Here is a 24,959-nt window from a genome sequence, read left to right as displayed (position 1 = left end):
CCGCTGCCAAAAGCAGCGATACGGGCTTTATTGCAAAGTGTGTTGCGCAACGAACTCCGCCGGCTGCCAGCCAGCGCGGCTCGCCAGGCGGTTCAACTCGGCCCGCGGCAGGCGCACCTGCAGCAGGGTACAACCCTCCTCATCGTGCGCCTCGGACTGCACCGCGCCCAGTTCGAACAACTGGGCGCGCAGGCGCCCGAGCCGCTGGGGCAGGCGCAAGGTTCCGACGAACAGGTCCTCGCCAAGCAGCTCGGCGATGGCCTGGCGCAACAGGTCGAGGCCTTCGCCGGTCTGCGCCGACAGCCAGACGCGCACCGGCTTGCCGGAGTCGTCGCGCTGGATATGCGGCTCGACCGAGGGTAGCAGGTCAACCTTGTTATAGACCTCGAGCATCGGCAATTCGTTGGCGCCGATCTCGCCGAGCACCGCCAGCACCTGCTCGACCTGCGCATCCCGTTCGGGCTCGTAGGCGTCGATCACGTGCAGCAGGAGGTCGGCGTTGCTCGACTCTTCCAGCGTAGCGCGGAAGGCCTCCACCAGCTTGTGCGGCAGGTGGCGGATGAAGCCCACCGTGTCGGCCAGCACCACCGGCCCGAGATCGTCCAGTTGCAGGCGACGCAGGGTGGGGTCGAGGGTGGCGAACAACTGGTTGGCGGCATACACCTCGGAGGCGGTGAGCGAATTGAACAGGGTCGATTTGCCGGCGTTGGTATAGCCGACCAGGGAGACCGCCGGGATATCCGCGCGCTTGCGCCCGCGTCGAGCCTGCTCGCGCTGGCTGCGGACCTTCTCCAGGCGCTGCTTGATCTGGCGGATGCGCACGCGCAGCAGGCGTCGGTCGGTTTCCAGCTGGGTCTCGCCCGGACCGCGCAGACCGATACCGCCTTTCTGCCGTTCGAGGTGGGTCCAGCCGCGTACCAGCCGCGTGCTCATGTGCTCCAGTTGCGCCAGTTCCACCTGCAACTTGCCTTCGTGGGTACGTGCGCGCTGGGCGAAGATGTCGAGGATCAGCCCGGTCCGGTCGAGTACGCGGCACTCGAACGCACGCTCGAGGTTGCGCTCCTGGCTGGGCGTCAAGGTGTGGTTGAAAATCACCAGCTCGACGTTTTCGGCCTTGACCAGGTCGTGCAACTCCTCGACCTTGCCACTGCCGATAAGATATTTGGCGCTCGGCTGGTGGCGGGAGACGCTGACGAATGCCACCGTTTCCGCGCCGGCCGAACGCACCAGCTCCTGGAACTCCTGCGGGTCTTCACGCGCCTCGGGGTTCTGCCCTTCCAGATGCACCAGAACAGCCTGTTCCCCACCACCTGGGCGCTCAAAGAACAAAGCGGACTCCCGTCAAGCGTTGCCCGGCTCGGCCGGCTGGTCACCGCTCGGCAGACGCACCGGACGGCTCGGTACCACGGTGGAGATCGCGTGCTTGTAAACCATCTGGCTGACGGTGTTCTTCAGCAGGATGACAAACTGGTCGAAAGACTCGATCTGGCCTTGCAGCTTGATGCCGTTGACCAGATAGATGGAAACCGGGACGCGTTCTTTCCGCAGGGTATTGAGGTAAGGGTCTTGTAGCGAATGCCCTTTTGACATGTGCCGCACTCCTTTAAGGATCGTAGTTTGAAGTAGTCGAATAGGGTGACTTGGCGCCGTCCAAACTCCGGAGTCGTTCCGGAAACAGACGGACAAATTAAGGTCTCAGGCCAATATGGAGACCGTTTTCAGGTATTTCAAGGCACGCGGCAGATTGTCACCTGCTAGGCTGTCCATCCAGTGTAGATGGCTCCAGCTTCGCAGCCAGGTGAACTGGCGCTTGGCCAACTGGCGGGTAGCGATGATGCCGCGCTCGGTCATTTCAGCGTAGGACAGCTTGCCATCCAGGTAATCCCACACCTGACGGTAACCCACGGCTCTAATAGACGGTAATCCTGCATGCAAGTCACTTCTGGCATGCAGTGCTTCGACCTCGGCGATGAAACCCTGTTCCAGCATCTGGCGAAAACGCTGCGCAATCCGCGCGTGCAACACCTGGCGCTGCTCGGGAGCAATCGCCAGCTGAGCGACAGTATACGGCAATTGATTCCTGCCTGACGCGTCAAAATCCGCCTTTTCAGCGCTTTGCCGGCGACGCAGGTCGCTCATCGACACCCCGCCGAGGCGATACACCTCGAGCGCCCGCATCAGTCGCTGCGGGTCGTTGGGGTGGATACGCGCAGCCGATTCCGGGTCGACCTCGGCGAGTTGCCGGTGCAGCGCCTCCCAACCTTCGGCCTGGGCCTCGGCCTCGATCGCCGCGCGCACCTCGGGATCGGCGCCGGGCATGTCGGCCAGGCCCTCGAGCAACGCCTTGTAATAGAGCATGGTGCCCCCCACCAGCAGGGGAATCCTGCCGCGCGCGGTGGCCTCGGCCATCGCCGCCAGGGCGTCGGCGCGAAATTCCGCGGCCGAATAGCTCTCCGCCGGGTCGCGGATATCGATCAGGCGGTGCGGATAGCGCGCCAGCAGCTCCCGGGAAGGCTTGGCCGTACCGATATCCATACCGCGGTAGATCAGCGCCGAGTCGACGCTGATCAGCTCGCAGGGCAGCGCATCGGCCAGCGCCATCGCCAGGTCGGTCTTGCCGGCGGCGGTCGGCCCCATGAGAAAGATGGCGGGAGGCAGGGAAGACATCGGAACGCTCTTGGACAAAGCGCATAGCTTCGGGCTTTGCGCCCGAAGCTGCAAGGCTCAGCGTCCGCGCAGGAAGAGCTTGTCCAGCTCGTCCAGGCCCAACTGGGTCCAGGTCGGACGCCCATGGTTGCACTGGCCGCTGCGTTCGGTGATTTCCATGTCGCGCAACAGGGCGTTCATTTCCGGCAGGGTCAGGCGCCGGTTGGCGCGCACCGCGCCATGGCAGGCCATGGTGCCGAGCAGCTCGTTCAGGTGCGCCTGGATACGGTCACTGGTGCCGTATTCCAGCAGGTCGGCGATGACATCGCGCACCAACTGGGTCGCCTCCGCCTGCTTGAGCAGCGCAGGGATCTGCCGGATCGCCAGGCTTTCCGGCCCCAGGCGCTGCAGCTCGAAGCCCAGGCGCTGGAACCAGCTGGAATGCTCTTCCGCGCAATCCGCCTCGCGCTCGCTGACCGCGATCGACTCCGGCACCAGCAACGGCTGCCCCCGCAAGCCTTCGCTGGCCATCGCCACCTTGAGGCGCTCGTAGGTGATCCGCTCGTGGGCCGCGTGCATGTCCACCAGCACCAGGCCGTGGGCGTTCTCGGCGAGAATGTAGATGCCCTTGAGCTGCGCCAGGGCGTAACCCAGCGGCGGGATGTCCTGGGCACTCTCGGGCAACGCGGCTGGCGCCTCGCCCGCGGGTAACGGCGCGAAGTAGGCCTTGTAGGCGCCACCGGCCTCGGCCAGAGAGGGCGGTGCCTCCGGCCGGGTATAGGCGGAATAGCCGGAGGAGCCGCCGGAGGCCGATGAGCCGCCACTCCAGCCCACCCGTGCCGCCGGACTCTCCAGCACGCTCTCGGCCAGGCGCATCTCGCCCTGCGGGCCGAACTCGCCGGCGGCAGCGCCGGTCGGACGCGGCTCGGTCAGGCTGGTCGCCCCGGGCGGCGCGAGCTGGTCGTCGGGACGGACCTCGCCCAGCGCACGATGCAGGGTGCCATAGAGGAAGTCATGGACCATCCGGCTGTCACGGAAGCGAACTTCGTGCTTGGTCGGGTGCACGTTGACGTCCACCACCGCCGGATCGACTTCGAAGAACAGCACGAAGGTCGGATGCCGGCCGTTGTACAGCACGTCGCGATAAGCCTGGCGCACCGCGTGGGCGACCAGCTTGTCGCGCACCATGCGCCCGTTCACATAGAAGTACTGCAGGTCCGGCTGGCTGCGGGAGAAGGTCGGCAAGCCGACCCAGCCCCACAGGTGCAGGCCGTTGCGCTCGACCTCGATCGGCAGCGCCTGCTCGAGGAATGCCTGGCCGCACACCGCGCCGACCCGGCGCGCGCGGGCCAGCTCGTCTCGCGCCTCGTGCAGGGCGAAGATGGTCTTGCCGTTGTGGCGCAGGTGGAAAGCCACGTCGAAGCGGGCCAGCGCCAGGCGCTTGATGACCTCCTGCAGATGGTCGAACTCGGTCTTCTCGGCACGCAGGAACTTGCGCCGCGCCGGGGTGTTGAAGAACAGGTCGCGAACCTCGACGCTGGTCCCCACCGGGTGCGCCGCCGGCTGTACCCGCGGCTGCATGTCGCGGCCCTCGGTTTCCACCTGCCAGGCTTCGCCGGCGTCGGCGGTACGCGAGGTCATGGTCAGGCGCGCTACCGAGCTGATCGAGGCCAGCGCCTCGCCACGGAAGCCGAGGCTCATCACCCGCTCCAGGTCTTCCAGCTCGCGGATCTTGCTGGTGGCGTGGCGAGCCAGGGCCAGCGGCAGGTCGTCGGCGGGGATGCCGCGACCGTCGTCGCGCACTCGCAGCAACTTGATGCCGCCCTGCTCGACCTCCACATCAATGCGCCGGGAACCGGCGTCAAGGCTGTTTTCCAGGAGTTCCTTGGCCACCGAGGCGGGACGCTCGACCACCTCACCGGCGGCGATCTGGTTCGCCAGCCGCGGACTCAGCAGCTGGATACGCGGTGCTTCACTCATCACTGGGCCGCCAGGGCGGTGCTCGGGATGGACAGGGCCTGGCCGACTTTCAGGTTGTCGCTGGACAGGCTGTTGCTGCTACGCAGCGCGGCCATGCTCACTTCATAGCGCTGGGCGATCATCGCCAGGGTCTCTCCGGGCCGCACCACGTGCTCGCGCGGCCCCATGGAGAGCTTGCCCTGGGCGCGCAAAGAGGCGATGTAGGTGCCGGGCGGCGGGCTCTGCTGGAAATACTGGCGGATGCCGCTGGTGATCGAACGCGCCAAAGCCTGCTGATGGCTGGCGCTAGCCAGCTTGCGCGACTCGTTGACGTTCGAGATGAAGCCGGTTTCCACCAGGATCGATGGGATGTCCGGCGACTTCAGCACCATGAACCCGGCCTGCTCGACACGACGCTTGTGCAGCGAAGTGATGCGGCCGACATTGGTCAGTACCTTGTGGCCGACATCCAGGCTCGACGAGAGGGTGGCGGTCATCGACAGGTCGAGCAGCACGCCGGCGAGCATCTGGTCCTTGTCGCCGAGGCTGACGCTGCCATCGCCGCCGATCAGGTCGGAACGGTTCTCGCTGTCGGCCAGCCAGCGCGCGGTTTCCGAAGTGGCGCCGCGGTCGGACAGGGCGAACACCGAGGCACCGAAGGCACTGCGGCTCGGCGCGGCGTCGGCATGGATCGAGACGAACAGGTCGGCGCCCTTCTTGCGGGCGATCTCGGTGCGCTTGCGCAGCGGGATGAAATAGTCGCCGGTACGGGTCAGCTCGGCCCGGTAACCGCGCACCTGGTTGATCTGGCGTTGCAGCTCGCGAGCGATCGACAGGGTGATGTTCTTCTCGTGCAACCCGCCCGGGCCAAGGGCGCCAGGGTCTTCACCGCCGTGGCCGGCGTCGATGGCGATGACGATATCGCGGGTGCCGCCCTTGGTTGGCAGCGGCAGCTTGGCCACCGGCTGGGTCGGCGTCACCGGGGTGACCGGCACGCTCGGGGTCGGCGTCGCGGGCACGTCCGGGGTCAGGTCGGCGCCCTGGTCGTAGAGATCGACCACCAGGCGGTTGCCGTATTGCTGGTTGGGCGGCAGGACGAAGCTTTTCGGGGTGACCTGCGCCGACAGGTCGAGGACCATGCGCAGGTCGTTGGGCGTGCGCTGGGCGGAGCGCACCGCGGTGATCGGGGTGTTGCCGAGCTTGAGACCGTTGAGCTGGGTCGCCAGTTGGGCGCCGCTGACGTCGATGACGATACGGTTGGGAGCGGCCAGGGTGAACAGGCTGTGCTGCACCGGACCGGAGAGATCGAAGACCAGACGGGTGTTGTCCGGAGCGCGCCAGATCCGCACGCTCTTGATTTGCGCGGCGGCCAGAACCTCGCCGACCTGGCAGGCCAGCAGAATCATCACCCCAGTCAACAACGTCCGCAGACGCAAGCCCCAACCCATCGTTTTTCTCATGCTCCCATGGTCAGGGTGGCACACCAGGCTTCGCCCCGCGCACCGTGCGGTACCAGGCGCAGTGTCCGTCCACCCGCTTGGGCAGTAATGGTAATGTCCAGATCGGCGGTTGGCAAAACGCCCGCACCGCGCTCGGGCCACTCGATCAGACAGAGTGCGCTGCCGTCGAAATAGTCGCGGATGCCGAAGAACTCCAATTCCTCCGCATCGGCGAGCCGGTACAGGTCGAAATGGTAGGCGCGCAGCTCGCCGATTTCGTAAGGCTCGACCAGGGTAAAGGTCGGGCTTTTCACCGAGCCGGCATGGCCGAGGCCGCGCAGGATGCCGCGCGAGAGGGTGGTCTTGCCGGCGCCGAGGTCGCCATGCAGGTAGATCACCCCCTGCCCCCCGCTGGCCCGGGCGATGCGCCCGCCCAGTTCGAGCATCGCGTCTTCCCCTTCGGCGGACAGGATCACTTCAGACACGGACTGCACTCCTCGAGCAACTGACGAACGGTAGGTATGAGATCGGTCGCCGCCAGCCCACGACCCTGGGCGCCGAGCCGCTCACCGGCGGCGGCATGCAGCCAGACCGCCAGGCAGGCCGCCTCGAACGCCTCCACGCGCTGGGCCAGCAAGGCACCGGTGATGCCCGACAGCACGTCACCCAGGCCGGCACCAGCCATCGCCGGATGCCCCTGGGAACAGACGGCAAGTCGTCCGTCGGGCGCGGCGACCAGGCTGCCGGCGCCCTTCAGCACCACCACCGCCTGGTAGCGACGCGCCAGTTCCAGCGCCGCCGCCGGGCGGTCCGCCTGCACCTCGGCGGTCGAGCGACCCAACAGGCGCGCGGCCTCGCCGGGATGCGGCGTCAGAATCCATGTCCGCGGCCCTGCTCCGACCGGTTCCAGGGCCAGCAGGTTCAACGCGTCGGCATCCCAGACCTGCGGCAACGGTCGCGACCGGACAGCGCTCAGCAGGCTACGCCCCCAGGCGCGCTGGCCAAGACCGGGACCGAGCATCAGCACGCTGGCGCGTTCGGCAAGGGCCAGCAGTTGGTTCGCCGACGCCACGCCATGGGCCATGACCTCGGGACAACGGTTCAGCAACGCCGGCACATGTTCGACGCGGGTCGCCGCCGAGACCAGCCCGGCGCCGCAGCGCAGGGCGCTTTCCGCGGCCAGTAGCACGGCCCCGCCCATGCCGGTGTCGCCGCCGACCACCAGCAGGTGGCCGAACAGCCCCTTGTGCGCGGTCCGCGGCCGCGCTGCCAGACTCGGCAGGGCATTTCGTGCCAAACGGTGGGCCCGGGGCTGGAGCCCTTGCAACACGACGGCGTCGCTGCCGAGTTCGTCGAACACCAGCTCGCCGACCCGTGCCGGCGCCTCGCCAGTGAACAGCCCGATCTTCAGGCCGATGAAAGTCACTGTCAGATCCGCCCTGATCGCTTCCCCCAATACCGCACCGGTGTCGGCGCTCAAGCCGGAAGGAATATCCACCGCCAGCACCGGCAGGTCGGCGGCGTTGGCCAGGCGGATGGCCTGCGCAAAGGGCTCGCGCACGGCACCTGCCAGGCCGGTGCCGAGCAATGCATCCACTACTACGCCCTCGAGCACGGCGCACTCGCTCCAGGGCTCCACCACGACCCCGGTCGCCAGCGCGGCGGCATGCGCCTGCGCCGCGTCGCCGGCAAGCCGCTGCGGCGCCGCGACCGCCAGCACCCGCACTCGCCAACCCGCACGTTGCGCCAGCGCCGCGATCAGGTAGCCGTCGCCGGCATTGTTGCCGTGCCCGGCGAGCACCGTCAGCGCCGCGGCCTCCGGCCAACGGCGGCGCAAGGCACGCCAGGCGGCGTGGGCGGCGCGCTGCATGAGTTCGAAGCCCGGCGTGCCGGCGGCGATCAGGCGCGCATCCAGGTCGCGCACCTGGGCGGCGGAATAGAGGGCGAGTGGCAGGTCGTCGTGCTGGAAGGTCATGGTCATCGGATCGATTCGGCGTGAGGCGCGCAGTCTGGCAGAATTATACCTATCCCATTTCGCTTTCCCTCGTCTTCGTTGCCTCCCATGACTCCCCAACCTCTGGCCGACAACCTTTCCCCGCCGGACCCCGCCCGCCTCGCCCAGTCCATCAAGGACTGGGGCCGCGAGCTGGGGTTCCAGCAGGTCGGTATCAGCGACGTCGAGCTGGGCGAGCACGAAGCGCACCTGCAGCGCTGGCTGGAGGCCGGCTACCACGGCGAGATGGACTACATGGCGGCGCACGGCAGCAAGCGCTCGCGACCTGCCGAGCTGGTTCCCGGCACGCTGCGGGTGATCTCCCTGCGCATGGATTACCTGCCCGGCGACACGCGCATGGCGCAGGTCCTCGCGACGCCGGAAAAAGCCTACGTCTCGCGCTACGCCCTCGGCCGCGACTACCACAAGCTGATCCGCAAGCGTCTGCAACAACTGGCCGAGCGCATCCAGGCCGAAGTCGGCCCGTTCGGTTTCCGCGCCTTCGTTGACAGCGCGCCGGTGCTGGAAAAGGCCATCGCCGAACAGGCCGGCCTCGGCTGGATCGGCAAGAACACGCTGGTGCTCAACCGCAAGGCCGGCAGCTACTTCTTCCTCGGCGAGCTGTTCGTCGACATGCCGCTACCCGTCGACCCGGCGATGGACAGCGAGCATTGCGGACGCTGCTCGGCCTGCCTGGACATCTGCCCGACCGCGGCCTTCGTCGGCCCCTACCGGCTGGACGCGCGACGCTGCATCTCCTACCTGACCATCGAGTACAAGGGCGCGATTCCGCTGGAGCTGCGACCACTGATCGGCAACCGGGTATTCGGCTGCGACGACTGCCAGATCGTCTGCCCATGGAATCGCTTCGCCCGCCCCACCGGGCAGGGCGACTTCCAGCCGCGCCACAGCCTGGACAACGCCGAACTCGCCGAACTGTTCCTCTGGAGCGAGGAGGAGTTCCTCGGCCGCACCGAGGGTTCGCCGCTGCGCCGCGCCGGCTACGAGCGCTGGTTGCGCAACCTGGCGGTGGGGCTGGGCAACGCGCCCTCGACCATCCCGGTGCTGGAGGCGCTGAAGGCGCGCCGCGGGTTCCCTTCGGAGCTGGTCCGCGAGCACGTGGAATGGGCCCTGCGGCGCCACGGGGAAACCTAGCCCGGCCGGCGCCTGCCGTCCGGTCCGGACGGATCAGAGCTTGATGAAGTGGTCGCGGTAGTGGCGCAGCTCGGCGATCGACTCGCGGATATCGTCCAGCGCCAGGTGGGTGTTGCCCTTCTTGAAGCTCTCGCGGACCTGCGGCGCCCAGCGCGCGGCCAGCTCCTTGAGGGTGGAGACGTCGAGGTTGCGGTAGTGGAAGTAGCCTTCCAGCCTGGGCATGTGCCTATAGAGGAAGCGGCGGTCCTGGCAGATGCTGTTGCCGCAGATCGGCGAGCTGCGCTTGGGCACCCACTGCTCGAGGAAGGCCAGGGTCTGCGCCTCGGCCTCGGCCATGCTCACGGTACTTTCCCGAACCCTTTGGGTCAGGCCGGACTGGCCGTGCTGGCGGGTATTCCACTCGTCCATGCCGGCGAGGATTTCCTCTGGCTGGTGGATGGCGATCACCGGTCCTTCGGCCAGGGTGTTGAGGTCACTGTCGGTGACGATGGTGGCCATCTCGATGATGACGTCCCGGTCCGGATCGAGGCCGGTCATCTCCAGGTCGATCCAGATAAGGTTCTGCGGGTTCTGCATGGGGAGTCGCTCCAGTCGCTATGCCGTGCATTCTAGCGTGGAACGCCGCCGCGCGAATGATGGCGGCGCGCCCATGTTAAACTCGCCGCCGATTTTTCATGCGGACGCATCATGGCCAAACGCCACTTGACCCGCCGGCAGAGCTGGCGTATCGAAAAGATCCAGGAAGAACGCGCGGCCCGGGCGGCCCGTCGCGAGTCGCGTGCCGTGGAAGAGCTGGAGGGCGGCGACCTGGGACCGGAGCAGACCGGCCAGGTGATCGCTCATTTCGGGGTTCAGGTAGAGGTCGAGTCCGCCGACGGCCAGGTTTCCCGCTGTCACCTGCGCGCCAACCTGCCGGCACTGGTGACTGGCGACCAGGTGGTCTGGCGCGCCGGCAACCAGGGCATCGGCGTGATCGTCGCGCAATTGCCGCGCCGCTCCGAGCTGTGCCGCCCGGACATGCGCGGGCTGCTCAAGCCGGTGGCGGCCAACGTCGACCGCATCGTCATCGTCTTCGCCCCGCGTCCCGAACCGCACGCCAACCTGATCGACCGCTACCTGATCGCCGCCGAACATGCCGGCATCCAGCCGCTGCTGCTGCTGAACAAGGCCGATCTGGTCGACGAGAGCAATGCCGAAGGCATCGATGCGCTGCTGAATGTCTACCGCACCCTGGGTTACCCGCTGATCGAGGTGTCGGCCTTCAATGGCCTGGCGATGGACGAACTGCGCGGCGCGCTGGACGGTCACGTGAGCGTCTTCGTCGGGCAGTCCGGGGTGGGCAAGTCGTCGCTGGTGAATGCCTTGTTGCCAGGTGTCGACACACGTGTCGGCGACCTCTCCACGGTGACCGGCAAGGGCACCCATACCACCACCACCGCGCGACTGTTCCATTTTCCCGGCGGCGGCGACCTGATCGACTCGCCCGGCATCCGTGAGTTCGGCCTGGGGCACGTGTCGCGAGACGATGTCGAGGCCGGTTTCATCGAGTTCCGCGACCTGCTCGGGCATTGCCGCTTCCGCGACTGCAAGCACGACCGTGAACCAGGTTGCGCCCTGCTCCAGGCCCTGGAGGACGGGCGCATCATGCCGCAACGCATGGCCAGCTACCGGCACATTCTGGCAAGCATGCCGGAAACGGACTACTGAACCTCAGTCGCCCTTGATCTGCTCCAGCTTCAGGCTGCCGCCGTCGTCGAACAGGTTGAGCTTCTTCTGCACCTCGTCCGCCGGTAGCGAAGGTTGCGCGCCCGCCGCCGGTGCCTCGGCAGCCGGCTTCGGCTGCTCGCCCGGGGCAGCCGCAGGGGCGCTGGCTTCGGGAGCGCCGGTCTCGCCTTCGATGGCCTTCTGCGCCTTGCGGGTCAGGACCACGATGTCGATCCGCCGGTTCACCGGGTTCAGCGGGTCCTTGTCGTCGAACAGGCGTGCCGAGGCATAGCCGACAACCTGGGCGATCTGCCCTTCCGGATAGCCGCCGGCGACCAGCGCACGGCGCGCGGCGTTGGCGCGATTGGCCGATAGCTCCCAGTTGCCGAAGTCGCCGTTGCCGGCATAGGGCTTGGCGTCGGTGTGGCCGCTGATGCTGATCTTGTTCGGCACCTGGCGGATGGTCTCGGCCATGGCCAGCAGGATGTCCTCGAAATACGGCTGCAGGCGCGCGCTGCCGAGGTCGAACATCGGCCGGTTGGCGGCGTCGACGATCTGGATGCGCAGGCCGTCGCGGGTGATCTCGAAGTGGATCTGGTCCTTGAAGTCCTTGAGCATCGGATTTTCGTCGACCTTGTTCTGCAACTCCTGCAGCAGCAGCGCCAGGCGCTCTCGCTCAACCTGCTCGGCGAGGTTCTCGGCCTGGTCGGCGTTGACCTGGTGGTCCTGCTCGGGGCTGATCCGGCTTTCGTTGGAGTCCGGCTGGGCCTGGACCTGCGGATTGAGGGTCTTGTCCGGCGCCGGCGTCGGCGTGCCGCCGAGGTCGATGACGTAGGGGCTGGCGCTTTCGCTGAAACCGATGGGGTCCTGGAAGTATCCGGAAATCGCCTTCTTCTGCTCCGGGGTGGCCGAAGACAGCAGCCAGAGCACCAGGAAGAACGCCATCATCGCCGTGGCGAAGTCGGCGAAGGCGATCTTCCACGAGCCGCCGTGGTGGCCGGCGGCATAGCGCTTGACGCGCTTGACGATGATCGGCTGGTTATTGTCCATCTATCGACAGTGCCTCCACTCAGCGGCCACGCACGGCCTGCTCGAGCTCGGCGAAGGTCGGCCGATGGGCGGGCAGCAGCACCTTGCGGCCGAACTCGACGGCCAGCGAAGGCGGCATGCCGGAAGCGGAAGCGACCAGGCAGGCCTTGATCGCCTCGAACATGTTCAACTCTTCCTTGGCATCGTGCTCCAGGGCGCCCGCCAGCGGGCCGACGAAGCCGTAGGCGGCGAGAATCCCGAGGAAGGTACCCACCAGGGCGGCGGCGACGTGGTGGCCGATCTCCGCCTGGCTGCCTTCGCCAAGCAACGCCATGGTGATGACGATGCCGAGTACCGCGGCGACGATACCGAAGCCCGGCAGGGCGTCGGCGACCTTGGTCACCGCGTGGGACGGATGCTCCAGGTCCTCCTTGAGACTGGACAGCTCCATGTCGAACAGGCCTTCCAGCTCGTGCGGCGCCATGTTGCCGGAGGACATGATGCGCAGGTAGTCACAGACATAGGCGGTCATCCGCTCGTCCTTCAGCACGCCGGGGTACTTGCTGAAGATGGGACTGGCCGCGGGGTCCTCGATGTCCGCCTCGATCGCCATCATCCCTTCGCGCCGGCTCTTGTTGAGGATCTCGTAGAGCATGCCCAGCACCTCGAGGTAGTAGGTCTGGGTAAAGCGGTTGCTGAACATCTTCGGCGCTTTCTTCAGCACCACCATGAACGTGCTGCCCGGGTTGGACTGGAGGAACGCCCCCAGTGCCGCGCCACCGATGATCAGGACCTCGAAGGGCTGGATGATGGCGCCGATCTTGCCGCCGGAGAGCAGGAAGCCCCCGAGGACACTGGCGAAAACGACGATGATGCCGATGATTTTTGACATGAGGACCGGACGTGCGAAATGAACAGGATAAGGAGGGGGACTGCTAGGCTCCCTCTTGTTATCGGTTGCTAGCCGCAAGACTATAGTCCGAATACTCGAAAAGCCAGTTCGCCGCCTCGCCGACACCGAGCCCGACACCCATGACAGACCGCCTCGCCGCCTGGCTCGAAGAGCTCGACCGGCAACCCCTGCCGATCCCCGCCAGCCACTATGCCGGCCTGCACGCCGCGCTGAGCGACAGCCGCCGCTCGCTGCGCGAGATCGCCGACCAGTTGCAGGGCAGCCCGACGCTGGCGTTGTCCATCCTGCGCGAGGCCAATCGCGCCGAGAGCGCCCGCGACAACCCCGCGGAAAGCCTGGAGGTGGCCCTCAGCCGCCTCGGCCTGGCGCGCGCGAGCCAACTTCTGAAGACCCTGCCGAGCATCCAGGATGCGGAGATGCCCAGGGTCCTCGGGCAGATGTTGCTGATCAGCCAGCACGCCATGCAGCAGGCCAGCGGCCTGTTCGGCGCGCGCCTGGCCAGGCTCTGGCAGGAAATCCACTGGGGCAGCCTGCTGACCATGGCTCCGGTCTGGGCGCTGGCCAACGCCCGCCCGCAGCTACTGGAGCAATGGCAGCAACGCGTGCTGGTACAGGGCGAACCGACCCTGCGAGTGGAGCGCGAACTGCTGGGCATGCGCCTGCTGCCGATCTGCCTGGCGCTGGCCGAACGCTGGCGGCTACCGCAGTGGGTCATCCAGGGCTATCGCCTGCTCGCCTGCGACCGTCGCTTGCTGGTTCGAGCCCTGCGTATCGCCCGCGACCATCAGTCGCCCCTGCTCCAGCAACAGCAACTCGATGCCCAGCCCGATCTCGCCCGCTGGCTGACCCAGCCGGCCAACTGCACTCTCCTCGCCAATGGCCTGGCCATCGCCGCGCACCAGAGCTGGGACGGGCCGCACATGCTGCGCTGGCAGCGCCTGACCGGCCTGTACCTGGGCCAGCCGCTGACCGAAGTCCAGCAGCAGGTGCACATGCTCGCCGCGCAAAGCGCGCGCCTGCACGCCCGGCCGCCGCTGTGGCATCCAGCGGTGGCCTTGATCTGGCCCTGGCAGGCCAGCCGCTGGCGTGCCGAAGCGGCACCCCCGCCGCCGCCCTCGGCGGAAGCCCTGGCCGAGTGGCGGCAGCATTGCGCCGAGTTGCTCCGGGAGCCCAGCCCGTTCAGCAACGTGGTGCAGCTCACCGCCTGTGCCCGCGATGCGCTGCGCGCCTGCGGCCTGCAAAGGATGCTGCTGCTGGTGGCCGATCGCACCCAGGTACACGTACTGGCGCAGCAGAGCGCCGGACTCGAACCGGGCCAGGAGAAATTGCAACTGGAGATTGCCAGCAGCCCGCTGCTGAAGAAACTGTTCCAGCAACCCGCCCTGCTGCGCATCGGCCCGAACAACCAGGACCAGTTGCTGCCGGCCCTCGGCGAACCCTTGCGCCAACTGTTCCCCGGGCCTCACCTGCTGCTGCGCTCGCTGGGCAACGGCTCGCGGGTGGTGATGCTGGTCCTGGCCGACCTCGGCGGCCAGCCGTTCAGCGACCTGCATGCCCAGGCCTTCGCCAAGACCGCCCAGTGCACCGAGCGCGCGATCCAGCAGTTCGGCCGCCAGCGCCGCACGGAATGAGGGACATGCCCGGCACACTGGTCGGGCGCGCTTTCCGTTAAACTGCTGCCCTTCTTCAACCCGGGGGTACTCGCATGTCCGTTTTCTCCGACCTGCCATTGGTGATCGAGCCCAGCGACCTCGCGCCGCGCCTGGGCGCGCCCGAGCTGATCCTGGTCGACCTGACCAGTGCCGCCCGCTACGCCGAAGGGCATATCCCCGGCGCGCGTTTCGTCGACCCCAAACGCACCCAGTGGGGACAACCCCCGGCACCCGGCCTGCTACCGGCGAAGGCCGACCTGGAAGCCCTGTTCGGCGAGCTGGGCCACCGCCCGGAGGCGACCTACGTGGTCTACGACGACGAAGGCGGCGGCTGGGCGGGCCGCTTCATCTGGCTGCTGGACGTGATCGGCCACCACCGCTACCACTATCTCAACGGCGGCCTGCCGGCCTGGATCGCCGACGCCCAGGCGCTCGACCGCGAGGTCCCGGCGCCTGTCGGCGGCCCGCTGCCGCTGACGTTGCACGACGAGCCCAGCGCGACCCGCGAATACCTGCAAAGCCGCCTCGGCGCCGCCGACCTGGCGGTATGGGATGCGCGCAACCCCAGCGAATACGCCGGTACCAAGGTGCTCGCCGCGAAGGCCGGGCATGTGCCCGGCGCAATCAATTTCGAATGGACCGCCGGCATGGACCCGGCTCGCGCCCTGCGCATCCGCGCGGATATCGCCGAAGTCCTGGAGGACCTCGGCATCACGCCGGACAAGGAAGTGATCACCCACTGCCAGACCCACCATCGCTCCGGCTTCACCTACCTGGTGGCCAAGGCGCTGGGCTACCCGCGGGTCAAAGGCTACGCCGGCTCCTGGTCGGAATGGGGCAACCACCCCGATACCCCTGTAGAGGTTTGAGGAATGTCGTTCAAAGATCGTCTGTTCATCTGCAGCCAGTACCTGCTGCCGCACCACCTGCTGTCCCGGCTGATCGGCTTCGCCGCCGACTGCCGGGCGACCTGGTTCAAGGACCGCCTGATCGCCTGGTTCGCCCGGCGCTACCAGGTCGACATGCGCGAAGCGCAGGTCGAGGACCTGCAGGCCTATGAACATTTCAATGCCTTCTTCACCCGCGCCCTGAAGGATGGCGCCCGCCCGCTGGCCCAGGAGCCCGGCGCGGTGCTCTGCCCGGCCGATGGCGCGATCAGCCAGCTCGGCCCGATCGAGCACGGACGGATATTCCAGGCCAAAGGCCACAGCTACAGCCTGGCCGAACTGCTCGGCGGCGACGCCGAACTGGCCGCGCCCTTCATGGGCGGCGACTTCGCCACCGTCTACCTGTCCCCCCGGGACTACCACCGCGTGCACATGCCGCTGGCCGGCACCCTGCGCGAGATGGTCTACGTTCCCGGCCGGCTGTTCTCGGTGAACCAGACCACCGCGGAAAACGTTCCCGAGCTGTTCGCCCGCAACGAGCGGGTGGTCTGCCTGTTCGACACCGAGCGCGGTCCGATGGCCGTGGTGCTGGTAGGCGCGATGATCGTAGCCTCCATCGAAACCGTCTGGGCCGGCCTGGTTACGCCGCCGAAGCGCGAACTGAAGACCTTCCGCTACGACGAAGCCGCCCGTGCGCCGATCCGCCTGGAAAAAGGCGCCGAGCTCGGTCGCTTCAAGCTGGGCTCCACCGCCATCGTCCTGTTCGGCCCGCAGCAGGTCGCGTTCAACGACGGCCTCGGGGCAGCGAGCCCGGTGCGCATGGGCGAATGCCTGGCACTGCCGAAACAGTCCTGACCTCGCCGGGACGGAGCGCCCCGAGCGCCTCCGTCCCGTCTCTCCCCGCCGCCGGGACCTCCCGGCGGGATCGTGGCGTCCGAAGGCTGCGGGTCCATTTCGATGCTGCTAGAGTTCGGAAAGGTCCTATCGAGCCTGTGCCGACCCCTCGGTCAGGAAAGCGGACTGCCGCACAGTTCCTGACCTGGCCACGACGATGAACCCGCCTCCCGTGTTAAGAAAGAGGAGGCGCAGCCGCGGCGATCGGAAGTCCGGCACCTCTCCGGGGCTTCATCCCCCCGTAGAGCCTTTTCAGTAGCGGAGCCGTCTAACCCCCCATGGAATACCAGAGCCCCCACCTCTCGTTGCGCGTCCCCACTCCGACGCAGCAGAACCTGAGCTTCTGCGACGCCACCCCGAAGGACATCAAGTACTGGCTGGCGCACCTGCCCAAGGCCAACCTCGGGGAAACCGCGCGCCAGCTCTACCAGGGCCTGATCGAACTCAACCAGTTGGTGCTGCCCGTCGAGGCCCGCCTGCAACTGCTCGAACTGTTCCGTCCAGAGGTGCATTTCGTCTGCGCCCACCTGGAACGGCACTTCCTCAACCAGGCCATCGTCCTCGACGAACGGCCGCGCAAGATCGCCAACCTCTGCCAGGCCCTGCAGAACCACCTGGCCATCGGCTACAAGCTGATCGTGGTCCAGGAAGCGCCGCGCAACAGCCGCGACCGCGCGCAGCTGCTCGCGGTCGGCATCCAGCGGGCGATCCGCAGCCTGTGCGGGCCGCTGATCCGCGCCAGCCAGTTGTACTGCCCGGTCCCCGAGGGGCTTTGGCTGGAACTCCACCAGCTCTACCAGTTGGCCAGCCAGCGCGGCGTGCATCGTCTCGCGGTGCGCGACGAACTGGCCAAGCACACCCCCGGCCTGAGCGTCGAGCAGGCCTACCTGATTCCGCTGCTGCTCGGCTGCGCGCGCTGCAACCAGATGCGCCAGAACAACATTGCACGGCTCGCCGAGGTGCTCGAACCCTGGAGCCAGCTGCTGTCGATACAGAGCGCGACGCTGCCCGGCTCGCTGTTCATCGCCGTGCCGCAGATCGACGGCCCGCCGCGCTACCGTTCGCTGTACCCGGAGACCCAACTGGCCAGTGCCCTGGGCATCGACACCCAGCCGCTGGTCGAGCTGATCCGCGAATACCTGCTGCAGCCCGAGGCCGAACGCGCGAAAGCACGCCTGCCGCTGATCGAAGGGGTGACCCTGGACCTGCTGCAACATCTCTCCTCGGCCTGGGGTGACATCGCCGAACGTACCTTCCAGCGCACCCAGGGCCAGGGCCAGTTGACCCTGTGCATCGGCATGAGCGCCCTGCACTACTTCCTCGCCGGGCGCCGCCCGTTCAACGAGGTCCTGCAGATCCAGGAAGCGCCCGAGGCGCCTCGCTTCAAGGCCGACGTCCAGGACGCCTGGGCCGGCGCCTTCGATGCACAGAAGGTCACCGACTGGCAGCCCGGCATGCCGCTGGAGGAAATCGAGTACCGCCCGCACCAGTCGCCCCGCAGTGTGCAACCCGGGCACCCGCAGGCCCACGCACAGGCTGACGCCACCGAGGACTACCCGACCTACGCCCTGCCCATCGTCAACCACAGCCCCGGCGGCTATTGCCTGAGCTGGCCGAAGGAGGTGCCCGCCCAACTGCAGGCGGGCGAACTGGTCGGCCTGCAGGACCTTCCAGGCCAGGCGTGGAGCATCGCGGTGGTGCGCTGGATCCGCCAGGTACGCAATGGCGGCACGCAGATGGGCATCGAGATGATCGCCCCGGCGGCACAGCCCTGCGGCCTGCAACTGCTGCGCAAGACCGAGCAGAGCAGCCACTACCTGCGCGCCCTGCTGCTGCCGGCGATCGCCGCGATCTCGCGGCCGGCGACGGTGATCACCCCGCGCCTGCCGTTCCAGGAGGGCAGCCGGGTGCAGATCAACCTGCACGGCGAGGAGCGGCGCGCGGTGCTGAATCGCCGGCAGGCCTCGACCGGCAGCTTCAGCCAGTTCGAATACCGCTCGGCGGAACCGGTGAACACCCCGAGCGATAAGCCGGTCACAGCGCCAGTGGCCCGGCCGCCTGCGGGGGAGGAAGATTTTGACTCGCTCTGGAAGTCTCTGTAGATTGCCCCGACACCTCCATTCGCCGTCTTTTCGCGCCCGCCCGGACGCGGACTGAGCCCTTTCCATGGCCATCGAAAAGAAAACCATCCGCCTGCTGATTCTGGAAGACTCGCAGAACGAAGCCGAACGCCTGGTCAGTCTGTTCCGCAATGCCGGCCACGCGACCCGCGTACATCGACTGACCTCTCCCGAGGACCTCGCCGAAACCCTCCAGCAAAGCTGGGACCTGCTGATCGCCGCGCCGACCAGCGAGTGTCTCGAGCCCGGCGAGGCGCTCGCCACCTTGCGCCGCCAGTCGCGCGACATCCCGTTCATCCAGCTGGTGGCCGACAACAGCTCCGACGCCATCACCGACGCCTTGATGCTCGGCGCCCAGGACGCCCTGCCGCAAGGCGAGGACGAGCGCCTGGTGCTGGTCGCCAACCGCGAGCTGGCCGGCCTCGCCGAACGCCGCGCGCGCCGCGCCGCCGAACTCGCCCTGCGCGAGGCGGAAAAACGCTGCCAGTTGCTGCTCGACAGCTCGGTCGACGCCATCACCTACGTCCACGACGGCATGCACATCTACGCCAACCGCTCCTACATGGCGCTGTTCGGCTACGAGGACGCCGAGGAACTGGAAGGCCTGCCGGTCATCGACCTGATCGCCTCCTGCGACCAGGGCGCCTTCAAGGATTTCCTCAAGGGCTACCAGAACGACCAGCGCCAGACCGAACTGGTTTGCACCGGGGTCAAGCTCGACGGCCAGGAATTCAAGGCGCGCATCAGCCTCTCCGCCGCCACGTACGACGGCGAACCCTGCATCCAGGTGGTGATCCGCGGCGAGGTCGACAACGCCGAGCTGGAAGAAAAGCTCCGCGAAGTCAGCAGCCAGGACCCGGTCACCGGTCTCTACAACCGCAGCCACTTCCTCGACCTGATGGATGCCGCCGTGCAGCAGGCGGTGACCGCCCGCAAGCCGTCGACCCTGGCCTATATCCATCTCAACGGCTACCCCTCGCTCCAGGCCGACCACGGGCTTTCCGGGATCGACCTGCTGCTCGGCCAGTTGGCCGGACTGATGCGTGAACAGTTCGGCGAGGAAGCCGACCTGGCGCGTTTCGGCGATTCGATCTTCGCCGCCCTGTTCAAGGGCAAGACTCCCGAGCAGGCGCAAGCGGCGCTGCAACGACTGCTGAAGAAAGTCGAGAACCACCTTTTCGAGCTGAACGGCCGCAGCGCCCAGGCCACCCTCAGCATCGGCGTCGCCGGTCTCGACGAGAAGACCGCCAAGGCCCAGGACGTGATGAACCGTGCGCATCGCTGCGCCGATGACGCGGCACGCAAGGGCGGGTCGCAGATCAAGCAGTACAACCCGGCGGAAGAGCTTGCCGCCGCCGCCCAGCGCGGCGACGTCATCGCGATCCTCCAGCAGGCGCTGGAGACCAACAGCTTCCGCCTGCTGTTCCAGCCAGTCATCAGCCTGCGCGGCGACAGCCACGAGAACTACGAGGTGCTCCTGCGCCTGCTCAATCCGCAGGGCCAGGAAGTGCCGCCGGCGGAGTTCCTGCATGCCGCCAAGGAAGCCGGGCTGGCGGAGAAGATCGACCGCTGGGTGATCCTCAATTCGATCAAGCTGCTCGCCGAGCATCGCGCCAAGGGGCACCAGACCAAGCTGTTCGTCCACCTGTCCAGCGCGAGCCTGCAAGACCCCGGCCTGCTGCCCTGGCTCGGGGTGGCGCTGAAGGCCGCGCGCCTGCCGCCGGAGTCGCTGGTGTTCCAGATCAGCGAAGCCGACGCCACCAGCTATCTGAAGCAGGCCAAGCAACTGACCCAGGGCCTGGCCACCCTGCATTGCCAGGCGGCGATCAGCCAGTTCGGCTGCTCGCTGAACCCGTTCAACGCGCTGAAGCACCTGACCGTGCAATTCATCAAGATCGATGGTTCCTTCGTCCAGGACCTCAACCAGGTGGAAAACCAGGAGATCCTCAAGGGCCTGATCGCCGAACTGCACGAACAGCAGAAGCTCAGCATCGTCCCCTTCGTCGAGAGCGCCAGCGTCCTCGCCACCCTGTGGCAAGCCGGCGCCACCTACATCCAGGGCTACTACCTGCAGGGGCCGAGCCAGGCGATGGACTACGACTTCTCCTCGGGAGACGAATGAAGAACGGGCGCCCTGGGCGCCCGTTGCTTTTCCGCTCTACCGACCTGGTTCGTGGCTGCCGGACCGGCAAGAGACGCCCGCCGGCCTCAGGCTCGTCCTTCGCGGTCGCGGTAGCCGAGCAGGTAGAGGATGCCGTCCAGGCCCAGGGTCGAGATCGCCTGCTTGGCCGACTGCTTGACCAGCGGCTTGGCGCGGAACGCCACGCCCAGGCCGGCCAGGCCGAGCATCGGCAGGTCGTTGGCGCCGTCGCCGACGGCGATGGTCTGCTCCAGGCTCAGGCCTTCCTTCGCCGCCAGTTCGCGCAGCAGGTCGGCCTTGCGCTGGGCATCGACGATCGGCTCGACCGCCACCCCGGTGACCTTGCCGTCGACGATCTGCAACTCGTTGGCGAACACGTAGTCGATCCCCAGCTTCGCCTGCAATTGACGGGCGAAATAGGTGAAGCCGCCGGACAGGATGGCGGTCTTGTAACCCAGGCGCTTGAGTTCGGCGAACAGGGTTTCCGCACCCTCGGTCAGACGCAGCGAGGCGCCGATCTCCTCCAGTACGTCTTCCGACAGTCCCTGCAGCAGCGCCAGGCGCTCCTTGAAGCTGGCGCGGAAGTCCAGTTCACCGCGCATCGCCCGTTCGGTGATCGCGGCGACCTTCTCGCCGACGCCGGCGGCCTTGGCCAGTTCGTCGATGACTTCCGCCTCGATCAGCGTCGAATCCATGTCGAACACCGCCAGCCGGCGGTTGCGGCGGAACACGCTGTCCTGCTGGAAAGCGATGTCGACGTTCAATTCCTGGGCGACGCTGAGGAATTCCGCACGCAACGCCGCCGGATCGGCCGGTTCGCCGCGTACCGAGAACTCGATGCAGCCCTTGCCCTGGTCGGCGGGCATGTCCAGCGGCATACGCCCGGAGAGACGGTCGATGTGGTCGATGTTCAGCGCGTACTTGGCGGTGATCGAGCTGACCCTCTGCAGTTGCTCGGCAGTCACCCGGCGGGTGAGCAGGGTCACGATGTGCCGCGCCTTGCCCTGGCCGTCGACCCATTGCCGGTAGTCCTCTTCCGAGACCGGGGTGAAGCGCACCTGCTGGTCCAGCTTGTAGGCGGTGAACAGCACGTCCTTGAGGACCGAGGAACCGGCCTCGGTATCCGGGATTTCCACCAGGATGCCGAACGACAGGGTGTCGTGGATCACCGCCTGGCCGATGTCGAGGATGTTCACCCCGCCCTGGGCCAGTACGCCGGTGATGGCAGCGGTGAGACCGGGGCGGTCTTCCCCGGTGATGTTGATCAGGACAATTTCGCGCAAGGCGTAAGCTCCGCCAGGTAAAAGACGCCATTCTACCCGCTTTCCCGCACACCCGAGAGACGCAGAGCCGGGCATTTGCCATCACCACCGGTCGGAACCGACCGGGAAAACCCGCGAAACCGCCGCGCGGCGGCCTGGAAAGCGCGTCAACGGCCCTTTGCCCCTCGGGGGGCGCTGGTTATACTGCGCGATACCTCTATTTCAGAAGACCGAGCCCCCTGTGACCCGGCCCACGTCCGTCAAGCCCGACAATTTCTTCCTCCTGCTGTTTCGTGCCTTGCGCCAGCGCCGCGTCCCGATCGCCCTGCGGCTCGCCAGCCATAGCCTGATCCTGGTGGCCCTGGCCCTGCTGATCTACGCCTGGGTCATGGGCATGCAGTTTCGCCAGGCCATGCAGCAGCAGGCCGATGCCCTGGGCCAGAGCCTGATCACCCAGACCGCCGCGTCCGCCACCGAGTTGCTGGTGTCCAACGACATCCTTAGCCTCAACGTGCTGCTGAACAACCTGGTGAAGAACCCGCTGGTGGCCCATGCGGCGATCTACAGCGTCGACCAGCGCATCCTCGCCGAGGCCGGCAGCCGTCCGAAGCAGAGCCTGCTCGGCGCCACCGAAGGCCTGTACTCGACGCCGATCACCTTCCAGGAAGTGATCGCCGGGCACCTGCGCATCAGCCTGGACATGCAGCAGTTCCAGCAGCCGATGATGATCAGCCTGCAGAGCATGGGCCTGATCAGCCTGATCCTGCTGATCCTCGCCCTGTATTTCAGCCTGCGCCTGGGGCGGCAGATTTCCACACCCTTGTTGCAATTGCGTGTCTGGTTGCGCGATCCGGACAATCCGGCCCCCGGCGCCGAACTGCAGAACGAGCTGGGCGACCTGGCGCGCGACCTGGAAGAGCGCCTGGTGCCGGAGAAGCCGCCGGCGCCGGAGCCGGAAGAAGCACCGCTGCCGCAGAACTTCGACGACATCCTGCTGGAAGACGACGAAGCCGACCTGCGCAGCCGCAAGGTCGAGGCCTCGGCCTTCGAGGAAGACGACATTCCGCTGGGCGACGCCCTGCTGGACGAGACCAAGCCGGTGGAATTCACCTCCATCGACGAAGACCCGCTGGACCAGGACGCCTTCGACGAGAACGGAGCCGAAGCCGGGGACCAGCCCGCGGCGCCCGCCGCTGCGCGCGAACCGCAACACAGTGCGGTGCTGGCGATCCAGCTCGGCGCCCAGGAACAGTTGCGCCGGTTGCCGCGCAGCCGCCTGGTGGACCTCCTGCAACGCTATCGCGACTGCCTGGAACAGGCCGCCCGCCAGTACAAGGGCAGCCTGCACACGCTCAGCGACGGCGGCAGCCTGATTCTCTTCCACAGCCGCGACAACCGCGCCGACTACCTGACCAACGCGCTCTGCTGCGGTGAACTGATGCGCGCGCTCGGCCATGCCCTGCAGATCGAGGTCGCCGACAGCGGCATCACCTTGCAGTTGCAACTGGGCCTGAGCCTCGGCGAAGACCTCAGCGAACAGACCCAGGCCGACCTGCTGCTCAACGAAACCGTGCAGAACGCCCTCGCCCTCAACCAGCACAGCCGCAACCTGCTGCTGGTCGAACGCAGCATCGCCGACGACGCGGTGGTCCGCGAGCGCGCCCGTATCCGCGCCATCGCCAGTCCGGAAGGAGCCTGCTGCGTCGAGCGTCTGCTGGAGCCGTATCCGTCGATGCTCGAGCGCCAACTGGCGCGCATGCACGACCGCGCCCGCCCGTGACCACCCTGATCACCCACCCGCTGCCGGTCCTGGCGGTGGGACTGGTCCTTGGCAGCCGGGTGATCCCGCCACGCCTGCTGCTGGCAGGCATGCTCGCCGCCTGCCTGCCGGACTTCGACGTAGTCGCCTTCAAGCTCGGCATCGCCTATCACGATGCCTTCGGCCATCGCGGCTTCAGCCATTCGCTATTGTTCGCCGCGATCCTCGGCGCGCTCGCCGCCCTCGCCTGCCGGCCGCTGCATAGCGGACCGCTGAAAGCCGGGCTGTGGGTGGCGCTGGCCACCGCCTCGCACAGCCTGCTGGACGCGATGACCAATGGCGGGCTGGGCGTCGCCTGGTTCTGGCCCTGGAGCGACGCCCGCTACTTCATGCCCTTCCATCCGATCGCCGTGTCGCCGATCGGTCTGTCGCGCTTCCTCAGCGAACGCGGATTGCTGGTGCTGCAATCGGAGGCGCGCTGGGTCTGGCTGCCCTGCCTGCTGCTGGCGCTCGCCGGCATGGCCCTGCGCTTCCTGTTGCGCCGCTCACGCTGACGCCGAAACGAAAAAGCCCCGCTTCGGCGGGGCTTGTTCCTGGTCGGCTCTCGACAATCAGAACCGATAGACCTCGGCATCGGTGCGAATCGGCACCACCAGCGGCATTTTCGGACCTTCCTCTTCCTTGGCCTTCGGCTTGGCCACCGGCTTGCGCGCGGTCGCCGGCGGCGGCGCCTCGGCCGCCACGGCGATCGGCTTGACGTCCTTGGCCAACTGCGCCGCCAGGCGCTTGAGCAGGTCGCTCTGGGCACGGATCTGGTCGCCGATGCTGCCCTGGTGCCGTTCTTCCTCGTGGAACACCCGGCTATCCTTCAGGTCGCCCTTCTGGTCCAGCAGGCGCCAGCGCGCCTCGATCACCGCCGGCTGCTTGGGGCCGGAGTCGAGGCGACTGATGGTCAGCATCACCTGGACCTGGGGGGTGAAACCAGGTTTTTCCGGGAACAGCGCCAGGCGGCTGCTGCCCAGCTCGCTGGACATCTGCCGCAGCAGTTGCTGGCTGACATTGGTCTCCAGGTTGCCGGCCCAGCGTGCGTCGGTGGACAGGCTGAGAATACCGTCGGCCTGCCGCTGCACCATCACATCGCGCTTGAGATAGTCGGCCAGTTGTACCGGGCCGAGCAGGACGGCCGCACCGCCATCCTTTTTCGGTACTGCGGCAGCACCGACGTCCAACTGGTAGAGCTGGGCCGGCGGATGGACCGCACAACCCGTCAGCCCGAGCAGGCTGACGAGGGAAAGACATGCGAAGACGCGCCACGCGCTCATCGAGAACCACCGTATTTCGCCGAAGATCGGCACTACTGATGCAAGACTTGAATTCTACTGGCCACCCGCCATCGGAAACGGCGGC

21 protein-coding genes are annotated in these 24,959 nt (G+C 67.2%); 9 read left to right on the top strand and 12 right to left on the bottom strand.

Going from position 1 to position 24,959, the window contains the following annotated elements; genetic code table 11:
• Nucleotides 1–27 precede the first annotated feature (27 nt).
• The 7 genes from hflX to HMPREF1224_RS30575 all read right to left on the bottom strand — a co-directional run bounded on the left by hflX (nucleotide 28) and on the right by HMPREF1224_RS30575 (nucleotide 8,025).
• Nucleotides 28–1,329, bottom strand: coding sequence for a ribosome rescue GTPase HflX (gene hflX, locus HMPREF1224_RS30605; protein ID WP_003113930.1), 1,302 nt, complete (start codon nucleotides 1,327–1,329; stop codon nucleotides 28–30).
• 12 nt (nucleotides 1,330–1,341) lie between these two features.
• The gene (hfq, locus tag HMPREF1224_RS30600; RefSeq protein WP_003095657.1) at nucleotides 1,342–1,590 is read right to left on the bottom strand and encodes an RNA chaperone Hfq; all 249 of its coding nucleotides are present in this window, start codon (nucleotides 1,588–1,590) and stop codon (nucleotides 1,342–1,344) included.
• 105 nt (nucleotides 1,591–1,695) lie between these two features.
• Nucleotides 1,696–2,667, bottom strand: a complete 972-nt coding sequence (gene miaA / locus HMPREF1224_RS30595) for a tRNA (adenosine(37)-N6)-dimethylallyltransferase MiaA (RefSeq protein WP_003106415.1) — start codon at nucleotides 2,665–2,667, stop codon at nucleotides 1,696–1,698.
• A 57-nt stretch (nucleotides 2,668–2,724) separates the two neighbouring features.
• Nucleotides 2,725–4,626: a DNA mismatch repair endonuclease MutL gene (gene mutL / locus HMPREF1224_RS30590; protein ID WP_003106411.1), complete on the bottom strand. Its 1,902-nt coding sequence runs from the start codon at nucleotides 4,624–4,626 to the stop codon at nucleotides 2,725–2,727.
• Nucleotides 4,626–6,053, bottom strand: a complete 1,428-nt coding sequence (gene amiB, locus HMPREF1224_RS30585; RefSeq protein ID WP_003123571.1) for an N-acetylmuramoyl-L-alanine amidase AmiB — start codon at nucleotides 6,051–6,053, stop codon at nucleotides 4,626–4,628. Before amiB ends, mutL begins: the two co-directional genes overlap by 1 nt.
• A gap of 8 nt (nucleotides 6,054–6,061) precedes the next feature.
• Entirely contained in the window at nucleotides 6,062–6,529 is a 468-nt protein-coding gene (gene tsaE / locus HMPREF1224_RS30580; protein ID WP_003106408.1) for a tRNA (adenosine(37)-N6)-threonylcarbamoyltransferase complex ATPase subunit type 1 TsaE, read from the bottom strand.
• Nucleotides 6,517–8,025, bottom strand: coding sequence for a bifunctional ADP-dependent NAD(P)H-hydrate dehydratase/NAD(P)H-hydrate epimerase (locus tag HMPREF1224_RS30575; RefSeq protein WP_003146294.1), 1,509 nt, complete (start codon nucleotides 8,023–8,025; stop codon nucleotides 6,517–6,519). The genes tsaE and HMPREF1224_RS30575 overlap by 13 nt, the downstream gene beginning before the upstream one ends.
• Nucleotides 8,026–8,106: 81 nt before the next feature.
• Here HMPREF1224_RS30575 and queG point away from each other — a divergent pair, with 81 nt between their 5' ends.
• Entirely contained in the window at nucleotides 8,107–9,192 is a 1,086-nt protein-coding gene (queG, locus tag HMPREF1224_RS30570; protein ID WP_003110324.1) for a tRNA epoxyqueuosine(34) reductase QueG, read from the top strand.
• 33 nt (nucleotides 9,193–9,225) lie between these two features.
• Here queG and orn read toward each other — a convergent pair whose 3' ends face one another.
• A complete protein-coding gene (gene orn, locus HMPREF1224_RS30565; RefSeq protein WP_003095671.1) occupies nucleotides 9,226–9,768 on the bottom strand; it encodes an oligoribonuclease in 543 nt (180 codons plus the stop codon).
• Nucleotides 9,769–9,879: 111 nt separating this feature from the next.
• On the opposite strand from orn, the gene rsgA reads away from it, so the two are divergent.
• On the top strand, nucleotides 9,880–10,899 hold the full coding sequence (gene rsgA, locus HMPREF1224_RS30560; RefSeq protein WP_003113927.1) for a small ribosomal subunit biogenesis GTPase RsgA: 1,020 nt from the start codon (nucleotides 9,880–9,882) through the stop codon (nucleotides 10,897–10,899).
• Nucleotides 10,900–10,902: 3 nt separating this feature from the next.
• Here the strand turns inward: rsgA and motB are convergent, their stop codons facing one another.
• Complete coding sequence (gene motB, locus HMPREF1224_RS30555; RefSeq protein ID WP_003095673.1) at nucleotides 10,903–11,946, bottom strand: flagellar motor protein MotB; 1,044 nt, start codon at nucleotides 11,944–11,946, stop codon at nucleotides 10,903–10,905.
• Between the two features lie 19 nt (nucleotides 11,947–11,965).
• Complete coding sequence (motA, locus tag HMPREF1224_RS30550) at nucleotides 11,966–12,817, bottom strand: flagellar motor stator protein MotA (protein WP_003123573.1); 852 nt, start codon at nucleotides 12,815–12,817, stop codon at nucleotides 11,966–11,968.
• Nucleotides 12,818–12,957: 140 nt separating this feature from the next.
• Here motA and HMPREF1224_RS30545 point away from each other — a divergent pair, with 140 nt between their 5' ends.
• The 5 genes from HMPREF1224_RS30545 to fimX all read left to right on the top strand — a co-directional run bounded on the left by HMPREF1224_RS30545 (nucleotide 12,958) and on the right by fimX (nucleotide 20,513).
• Nucleotides 12,958–14,469 carry an HDOD domain-containing protein gene (locus HMPREF1224_RS30545; protein WP_003102046.1) on the top strand — a complete coding sequence of 504 codons (1,512 nt, stop codon included), beginning with the start codon at nucleotides 12,958–12,960 and terminating at the stop codon, nucleotides 14,467–14,469.
• Between the two features lie 74 nt (nucleotides 14,470–14,543).
• Nucleotides 14,544–15,359: a thiosulfate sulfurtransferase gene (gene rhdA / locus HMPREF1224_RS30540; RefSeq protein ID WP_003102047.1), complete on the top strand. Its 816-nt coding sequence runs from the start codon at nucleotides 14,544–14,546 to the stop codon at nucleotides 15,357–15,359.
• A gap of 3 nt (nucleotides 15,360–15,362) precedes the next feature.
• Complete coding sequence (gene asd, locus HMPREF1224_RS30535) at nucleotides 15,363–16,232, top strand: archaetidylserine decarboxylase (protein WP_003095677.1); 870 nt, start codon at nucleotides 15,363–15,365, stop codon at nucleotides 16,230–16,232.
• Nucleotides 16,233–16,549: 317 nt separating this feature from the next.
• Complete coding sequence (fimW, locus tag HMPREF1224_RS30530; RefSeq protein WP_010793706.1) at nucleotides 16,550–18,373, top strand: cyclic-di-GMP receptor FimW; 1,824 nt, start codon at nucleotides 16,550–16,552, stop codon at nucleotides 18,371–18,373.
• Between the two features lie 64 nt (nucleotides 18,374–18,437).
• A complete protein-coding gene (gene fimX / locus HMPREF1224_RS30525) occupies nucleotides 18,438–20,513 on the top strand; it encodes a cyclic di-GMP-binding protein FimX (RefSeq protein WP_003095680.1) in 2,076 nt (691 codons plus the stop codon).
• An 86-nt stretch (nucleotides 20,514–20,599) separates the two neighbouring features.
• Here the strand turns inward: fimX and serB are convergent, their stop codons facing one another.
• Complete coding sequence (serB, locus tag HMPREF1224_RS30520; protein WP_003095681.1) at nucleotides 20,600–21,814, bottom strand: phosphoserine phosphatase SerB; 1,215 nt, start codon at nucleotides 21,812–21,814, stop codon at nucleotides 20,600–20,602.
• 220 nt (nucleotides 21,815–22,034) lie between these two features.
• Between serB and HMPREF1224_RS30515 the strand changes: the two genes are divergently transcribed.
• Nucleotides 22,035–23,573, top strand: coding sequence for a YtjB family periplasmic protein (locus tag HMPREF1224_RS30515; RefSeq protein WP_003095683.1), 1,539 nt, complete (start codon nucleotides 22,035–22,037; stop codon nucleotides 23,571–23,573).
• Complete coding sequence (locus HMPREF1224_RS30510) at nucleotides 23,570–24,106, top strand: metal-dependent hydrolase (RefSeq protein ID WP_010793705.1); 537 nt, start codon at nucleotides 23,570–23,572, stop codon at nucleotides 24,104–24,106. The genes HMPREF1224_RS30515 and HMPREF1224_RS30510 overlap by 4 nt, the downstream gene beginning before the upstream one ends.
• 57 nt (nucleotides 24,107–24,163) lie before the next feature.
• Here the strand turns inward: HMPREF1224_RS30510 and HMPREF1224_RS30505 are convergent, their stop codons facing one another.
• Complete coding sequence (locus tag HMPREF1224_RS30505) at nucleotides 24,164–24,874, bottom strand: PqiC family protein (protein ID WP_003110318.1); 711 nt, start codon at nucleotides 24,872–24,874, stop codon at nucleotides 24,164–24,166.
• Nucleotides 24,875–24,959: the final 85 nt, after the last annotated feature.

Source organism: Pseudomonas sp. P179, assembly GCF_000478485.2.
Taxonomy (GTDB): domain Bacteria; phylum Pseudomonadota; class Gammaproteobacteria; order Pseudomonadales; family Pseudomonadaceae; genus Pseudomonas; species Pseudomonas aeruginosa.
Note: the sequence above shows the minus strand (reverse complement) of the source record. Positions and strands in the feature narration are given on the sequence as shown.